Here is a 7,270-nt window from a genome sequence, read left to right on the forward strand (position 1 = left end):
CGCCCGCCCCGCTCACCCCCACCGTCGACCAGGGCGACACCGCGCTGACCCCGGTGGCCACCACGTCCACGCCCGTGCCGGGGCTCCATGACACCCATGCCACGGACTCGCCGGACGTTGATCCGGCGGACACGCACACGGAGACGGAGACCGAGACCGTCCCCGCGGTCGTGCCGGTCCCGGACATCACCCTGACCTCCCCGGAGGGCGACACCACCTCGCCGACCGAGTCGGTGGTCGGCGGTGGCCGTCGTAGTGGCTCCTACCTCGGTGGCTACGGGCGGCGGCACGACGGCCAGGTGGGGCTCGTGCACGTGGAGCCGTTCGCGCCGGACGTGGTCGACGGGCTGCACCGCCAGGTGCTCACGGCGCTCGGCCGGCCCGCTCCGGAGCCGGACGACCCCGTACTCACGCAGCTCCGGGACGTGCTGTCGGCGGAGCAGATGGCGCTGAACCTGCCGTATCTGCGCAGTCTCGGCGGTCACCGCATCGTCCTGGACGTCGGCGGCGTCGACCACGAGGTGGACGTACGGCTGACGCTCGACGGCAGGCGGCCGTCCGCGCGGCAGGGCGCGCTCGACCCGAGCGATCCCGACAAGCATGTGGAGCGGCGCGGGCAGGGCACCCGGGAGATCGTCTCCGCGCAGCCGTCCGGCACGTTCTCGACGATCCCGGTGCCGTGGACCGGTTCGATACCGGTCGCCGCGGCGGGCCCGGTCCGCGGGGTGGACATCGCGCTGGGCGCGACCATCACCCACAACCAGGCGGACGGTTCGACCACCGTCACCCAGGTCGTGCAGACCACCAGCGCCCAGCGCAGCAACGAGCCCTCCCGCGCCTACGACTTCACCGACAACTGGCAGGTGCGCGTGGCCGCGCCGGCCCAGGACACGGACGTAGCGAATGCGGGGGATACGACAGACACGACAGATACGACCGGCACAACAGGCGTGACGGACACGGCCGTTGTCGTCGCGAGCCCCGATCCCGATCCCGCGCCCGACTGGAGTCCGGCCGAGCAGCACGGGTCGGTCACCATCTGGTTCCCGCAGCACCTCGTGGACGCCGACAGCGATCCCGGTCAGGAGCTGCCCGCACCCGCCGACATCAGGACACTGCCGATCTACGGCGTGGACTCGGTGCTGCATCCGCGACGGCTGTACGAGGGGGCCGCGGCGAACTTCAGCGACGACCTGGACGAGACGTCGTCGGCCCAACTCGCGGACTTCCTTGCTGAACCGATCCTGCGGGGCACACTGCCGATGCAGGTCGAGGGCGGGCTGTACTCGCCGGTGCTCACCGACGCGCGCGGACGTGCGGTCGGCATGATGCGGCTGGACGCGACCATCCGGGGCACCACCCCGGTGGCCAAGAGCCTCGACAAGAAGATCAACCTCGAAAGCCACGTCGTCAACTCGGTGAAGAACGACCAGAACACGTCGTTCAACAGCGGGGTGACCTTCACCGGCAGCATCGGTCCGACCTTCACGAACGACCACAGCGCGGGACACCCGAACGCCTCCCACGGCATCGGCGGCACCGTCAACGGCAAGGGCACCGCCAGTCTCGCGGCACAGAACGTGTTCGGCACCAGCAACCTCGCGGGCACCATGCACGCGGTGCGCACCAACCGCAGCCATCTGCTGACCGAGGCGGACGTCGAGTACACCCTCACCCTGATCCGGCCCGACGGCTCCATCTCCACCTATACGCCCGGGACTTGGACCCACGCTCTCGATCTGCGGGTGCTCAGCGCCGAGGACGCGGCGGGACACGAACCGGCGCCGGACGAACTGCGCGTGCTGCCGCCCGAGTTGGAGAACCTGGAGTCGATCGGCCAGTCCATCGCGCCGCTCGGGGTGGACGAGAACGACGCGGAGCCGCTGTTCGAGGACGCGGAGACCTGGCTGCGGGACCGCGGCTTCCTGCCGCCGGCGGCGGACGCCCCGCGCCGGGGCCGACTGCCCGACGAGACGCTGGTGCAGGCGCAGTTGAACAACCTGCGGCGGCTGCAGGAACTGCGTTCCCCGCTCGGACTGCGCGCGGCGACGGACTCCATGGTGGACGGCGGCCACTCGCTGTTCCTGGAGATCCCCTCGGTGACGGGACGGCGCCGGGTACGGCTGGAGCTGGGCGCGCAGCGCGACCCGAACCGCCCGGTGGAGCACCGCACGGTGCTGCCCGACATCCAGGTCATGGGCCTGGCCCAGGCGGCCGGCGGCGGCACCGCCCGGCTCGGCAACACCTACGGCCTGGGCGCCGGGTTCGGCGGCGGCCTCACCGTGCCCACACCGCACGGCGGCGCCTGGACCCTGAACGCCACCGGCGACTACCAGTACGTCGGCCAGGCCACGCTCGGCAACACCACCGGCACCACGCTCGGCCACGACCAGTTCTTCATCGGCACCGGGCAGGACACCCACGAGTTCGGGGTTCCGGCCCGCCTCACACTCGACCTGTACGAGGGCTCGGGCCAGGAACCCGTGGCCCGGTTCGGCGAGGTGGCACCGCCCGCCCAACACGGCGAGCCCGACCCGGAGTTGGGCCTGGACGCCCCGCAGGAGAGGGGGGTCGCGGGCACGATCCGGCTGGCCGTACCGCACGAGCGGACGAGGGCCGACGCGGAGCCTGCGCCGGTCGGTGAGCCGTTCACCGTACGGCAGGTCACGCAGGAGGACCGGGACCGCCTGGCCATGACGGACCCGGCCACCGGCGATCCGCACCCGGACGTGGTCCGCGTCCCGGACGACGCGCTGATCGACGTGGTGCGGGGTTCGGGGGCGCTTCAGGACGCCTTCCGCCGGATCGTCACGGGCGCCGGTGTCGACACCGACACCGGCACTGACACCCACGCCAGCACTGACACCAACGCCGATGCCGAACCGGCCGCCCCTCCCGGCCGCGTCTCCAGGCTGGTGGACAACGTCACCGGGTTCCTGAGCAGTTCGCTGGTCGGGAGTCCGTTCGGCGACACCACCACGGTGAGCGCCGAGTCCCGTGTCACCGCGCTCTCGCCCGGTTCGCTGGTCGGCCGGGGACACCAGATCTTCAGCGGCACCTACGTGGTGGAGGGGCTGACGCTGCCCGGGCTCGGTGCCGACGGTCAGCTCGCGATCGAGATCGAGGCCGTCGCCCACACGCCCCGGCTGACGCAGAGCGTGAACCAGTACCTGGAGACCGGCATCTCCGCCGCCGACTCGGCGCAGCAGCTCAAGGGCCTCGGGAAAACACACCAGTTCGGGGTGGGCGGCTCGGCGACCCAGAACAACCCGCCGACTCCTCCCGCGAGTTCGCAGCCGGCCGGCTCCCCGGCACCCACGCCGTCCACGCCGTCCCGCTTCAACCCGTCCGGGCGCTACCAGTACGACCGCAAGAGCGACAAGTCCGACACCCTCATCAGCGGCACCGGCACCAACCGGACGCCCACCCAGTCGGGCCTCCAGCACCGGGTCACGGCCGATGTCACCTACCTGATCACCGTACGGTCCGGACACCGCAACGTGGTCGCCAACTCCCTCGGTTTCGGGCCCGGGGAGACCGTCACGCTCGCCGTGGACGTGCCGCGCGGGCTCCAGTTCCTGATGACGGAGAGTCAACTCCGGCGCGACGAACGGTGGATGGGAGCTCTGCCCGAGCGCCCGGCCGCCCCGTCGACGACCGGTCTGACGAGCCCGCCCCTGCCCGACCGGTACGTCCGCGACGGCACCCTCGGCCTGGCCGCGGTCAACTCGGTCACCGAATTCTCCGACCCCGGCACGGGCCCGACACCGACCCCGGCGATCGAGCAGCGCAACCGACTCCACAACGACGTACGGCAGTTGGTGGACCGCTACGCCCCCGGCGTGACCACCCCCGGCCACGCCTCCTACCTGCCCGGTGTCGCCGCGCTGATCGCCGACAACACCGGCGTCGCCGGGAAGCGGGCACTGATCGGGCGCGGCGGCGGACAGACCAGGTTCAGCTTCCGGCACCACCGGTTCGGCGGCGCGGCCCTGGTCGAGGTGACGTTCTCGGCCCGCCCCACGAGCACCGCCGCGGACCGGGGCGCCGTGCGGGGCACCGCCGTGCCGGGCGACAAGTCCGGTATAGAGCAATGGGGTTCACACACGGCGGAGGGCCACTCGCTCTCCTCCTCGGTGGGCCGGACACACCGTTTCGCCGGCAACCCGACGGCCCGGTTCAGCCGCCCCGACGCCGACGACCGTACGGACCGGCTCGGTCCCTCCGCCACTGTGGTCTCCTCGTCCAGCAAGGTCGACAAGAGCGGCCGCACCGCCGAGGACCGGTACTGGCTGCGCACCGACAGCGCCGCCGACTTCGACGGCCTGGACTACGAGTTGGTCGCCACCGTCCGCACCACCCTGGTCACCGACTGGCCGCCCAACGTGGTGGGCGCGCTGGTGCAGCGCGGGGTCATCGCCTGGGACGACGCCGACGCGCCGACCCGCTCCTGGCTCAGCCGCACCCTCTCCGGTGAAATCGGCGGCCAGGTCCGGGTACCGGCCCAGGTGAGCCTGCGCTTCACCGGCAGCGAGACGAACGGCACCCGACCCCCGCTGCCCGCGCCCGCGCCGCCCTCGGTGTCCCGGGTCGACCCCCGCCAACTGCCCGCCGCACAGCCCGCGTTGCTGGACGCGGACCTGTTCCACCCGACCGGCTCCGTCCCGGTCTACGGCTTCGACGCGTGGAGCGAGCTGTACACCGCCCTCGACCAGGTGGCCCCGGACACCGGGAGCGGCTGGCGCTCCGTACCCGCCTCGACCTCCGACGAGAACGCGTCGGTACGGCTCGGCGAACTCATCCAGGCCGGCACGATCTCACTGGACACGCCCCGTCAGGTCGGCGGCATGCTGGAGTCGATGCCGGGCGCTTACCCGTTGCAGAACGCCCCGGACCAACGGCCCACCCTCACCGTCTCGTTGTACCGGCCGAGGGTGGTCACCGACGGCGGCGACGTGACCCTCGACCGGCTGCGGATCAACACCCAGAGCAGCAGCACGGTCTCCGGCGCCGACACCACCACCGGGCTGTCGCTGCCGTTCGTCATGAGCGCCGACGACCCCGACCGCAACCTCCTCGGCGCGACCCCGCCGGTGCTCCAACGGCCCGTGGACGCGAGCAACTTCGGCAGCGGAGTCTCCGGCGGCCGCCGCGACTGGCTCAAGACCGGCAGCACCAGCCTGCCCGCCGACGGCCGCGGCACCCGCAGCTACGAGGTGCGGGCCGACGTCCACATCGAGGTCACCGGCCCCGAGGGCGTCCGCCATGTCACCGGTACGGCCACGATCCGCGTCGAGGAGCGCGACGCCCTCGGCCACGGCATCACCGAGCCGAATCCGGTGCCCCAGGTCTACGACCTCCCGGCCCTGCTCACCGAGGGCACCAACACCGCACCGCAGGACTGGGCGACGACCCCGTTGCGGAACGTACGGAACAACCTGAACGCAGGCGTCGACCTCACCGACGACGGCTTCCAGTTCTGGGTGGCCACCGGCCCCGACCCGGACGGCTCCCGCCTGACCCTGGCCCTCTACGCCGCGTCCCGGGCCGCCCGGGACAACGGGCGCCCGGTGGAACTCGTCACCCGGGGCCCGGAGGGCCCGCGCATCTGGACCTTCGACCCGGACGGCACACTGACCGGGCCGCAGGCGTCGGACTCCACCACCGGTGTCGTGTCCCTGGACCAGGCCTGGGCGCACTTCGAGCGCGAGGCCGCCGCGTTCGACCAGGCCGAGGCCGACCACACCGCGGCGCTCGACGACGAGTACGAGCAGCGGGGGCTGCGGCCCGACGCGCAGGACGCCCTGAACGACGCGGTCACCGCGCTGACGGACGCGGCGGACGAGGCCCACCGGACCGACACGGCCGCGACCACCGCCGAGCAGAACGCGGACCAGGCCGAACAGGAGCTCCGCGACCTCGTCGACCGCGAGAAGACCCTGACCGGCGGGATCTCCGACGCCCGCCGCACGATCGGCCCGCTCACCGACGCGGTCTCCGAGGGCGAGCGCCAGGAGATACGCCTCAGCGCCCAGGCCAAGACCGCTCGCCGCCAACTGGCCGACCTCACGGCCCGCGCCGCCGAGACCTCGAACACGAGGGCTTCCGGCTCCGGCTCCGGCGACACGGAGAACGTTCCGGTGCCGGGCCCGATCACGTCGGACACCGTCGCGCCGGACACGGTCGTGGAACCCGAGCCGGAGACGGTCGTAGAATCCGCGCCGGACACGCTCGTAGAACCCGCGCCGGAAACGGCCGTAGGACCGTCGGCCGGGGACGACACCACCGCCCCCGCCCCCGCCGTAGACCCCCGTCTCGCCCAGCAGATCGACGAAGTCACCGCCCAGGTCGGCAAGTTGGACGCCGATCTCACCGAGGTGCGGGCCGGGCTTGAGCTGGACCGTGTCGCGCTGCGGGACGCCCAGGCCGGCCTGGACCGCGATGTGGCGGCTCTGGACGAGACACGGGCACAGCTCCCGGGTGTGCGGGCCAAGGCAGGCACCCGGCGTGCGGACGCAGGCACGGCTCGTGGGCTCGCGGCGGACGCGGCCCTGGTCCACGAGGACGCACGCGAGAACCATGAGCGGGCCGCGCAGACGCTCGACGAGATCGACACCCGGATCGGCAACGCCCTCGGCATGCGCGACGACGCCGCGGCCCGCCGGGCGGCGGCGGAGACCGCGCTGCCCGGCACGAGCGGCCCGGTGCTGGCCTCCGGTCCCTCGGCGCTGCCCACATCACACACGACGCTGGCCGCGGTCAGCCCGCGCTGGCCGGGCTCGGGCCGCCCCCGCACGGCGGGTCCCTCCACCGACAACACCCCGCTCCCCGGCGACGACAACATCTCCGAGAGCGACAACTCGACCACCGGGAGCGAGGATTCGGGGGACGAGGATTCAGCGGGAGACGACAGTTCGGACGCGGATACCGAACTGACCACTCCCGATCCAACGTCTCCCGTTCCGCCGAAGGACCCCCCGGCGAACGGCGACAACGACACCACCGGCGGGGACCAGGGAAGCACGTCCGGCGACCCCGGTACGACCTCCGCCCAGGACAGCGCGTTCGACGCCCTGGTCGGCAACACCGACACCACCGCCACGTACACCGACCTGCACAGTGCGCCGACGGACACGGCAGACACGGCGGACAAGGACACCGACGCACCCAAGACCGAAGACAAGACCGAGGACAAGGGCAAGGGCAAGGCGCCTGCCCAGGACGACACCGACGGCACATCATCCACCCCCGTCCCCACCGCCCCCCAGCC

The 7,270-nt window shown here is 72.5% G+C and carries 1 pseudogene; it reads left to right on the forward strand.

Features of this window, described 5'->3' with window-relative positions:
• Nucleotides 1-7,270: pseudogene (locus tag AC31A1_RS42785) on the forward strand (hypothetical protein); the annotation flags it as partial.

Source organism: Streptomyces sp. P5F9 (assembly GCF_057961495.1).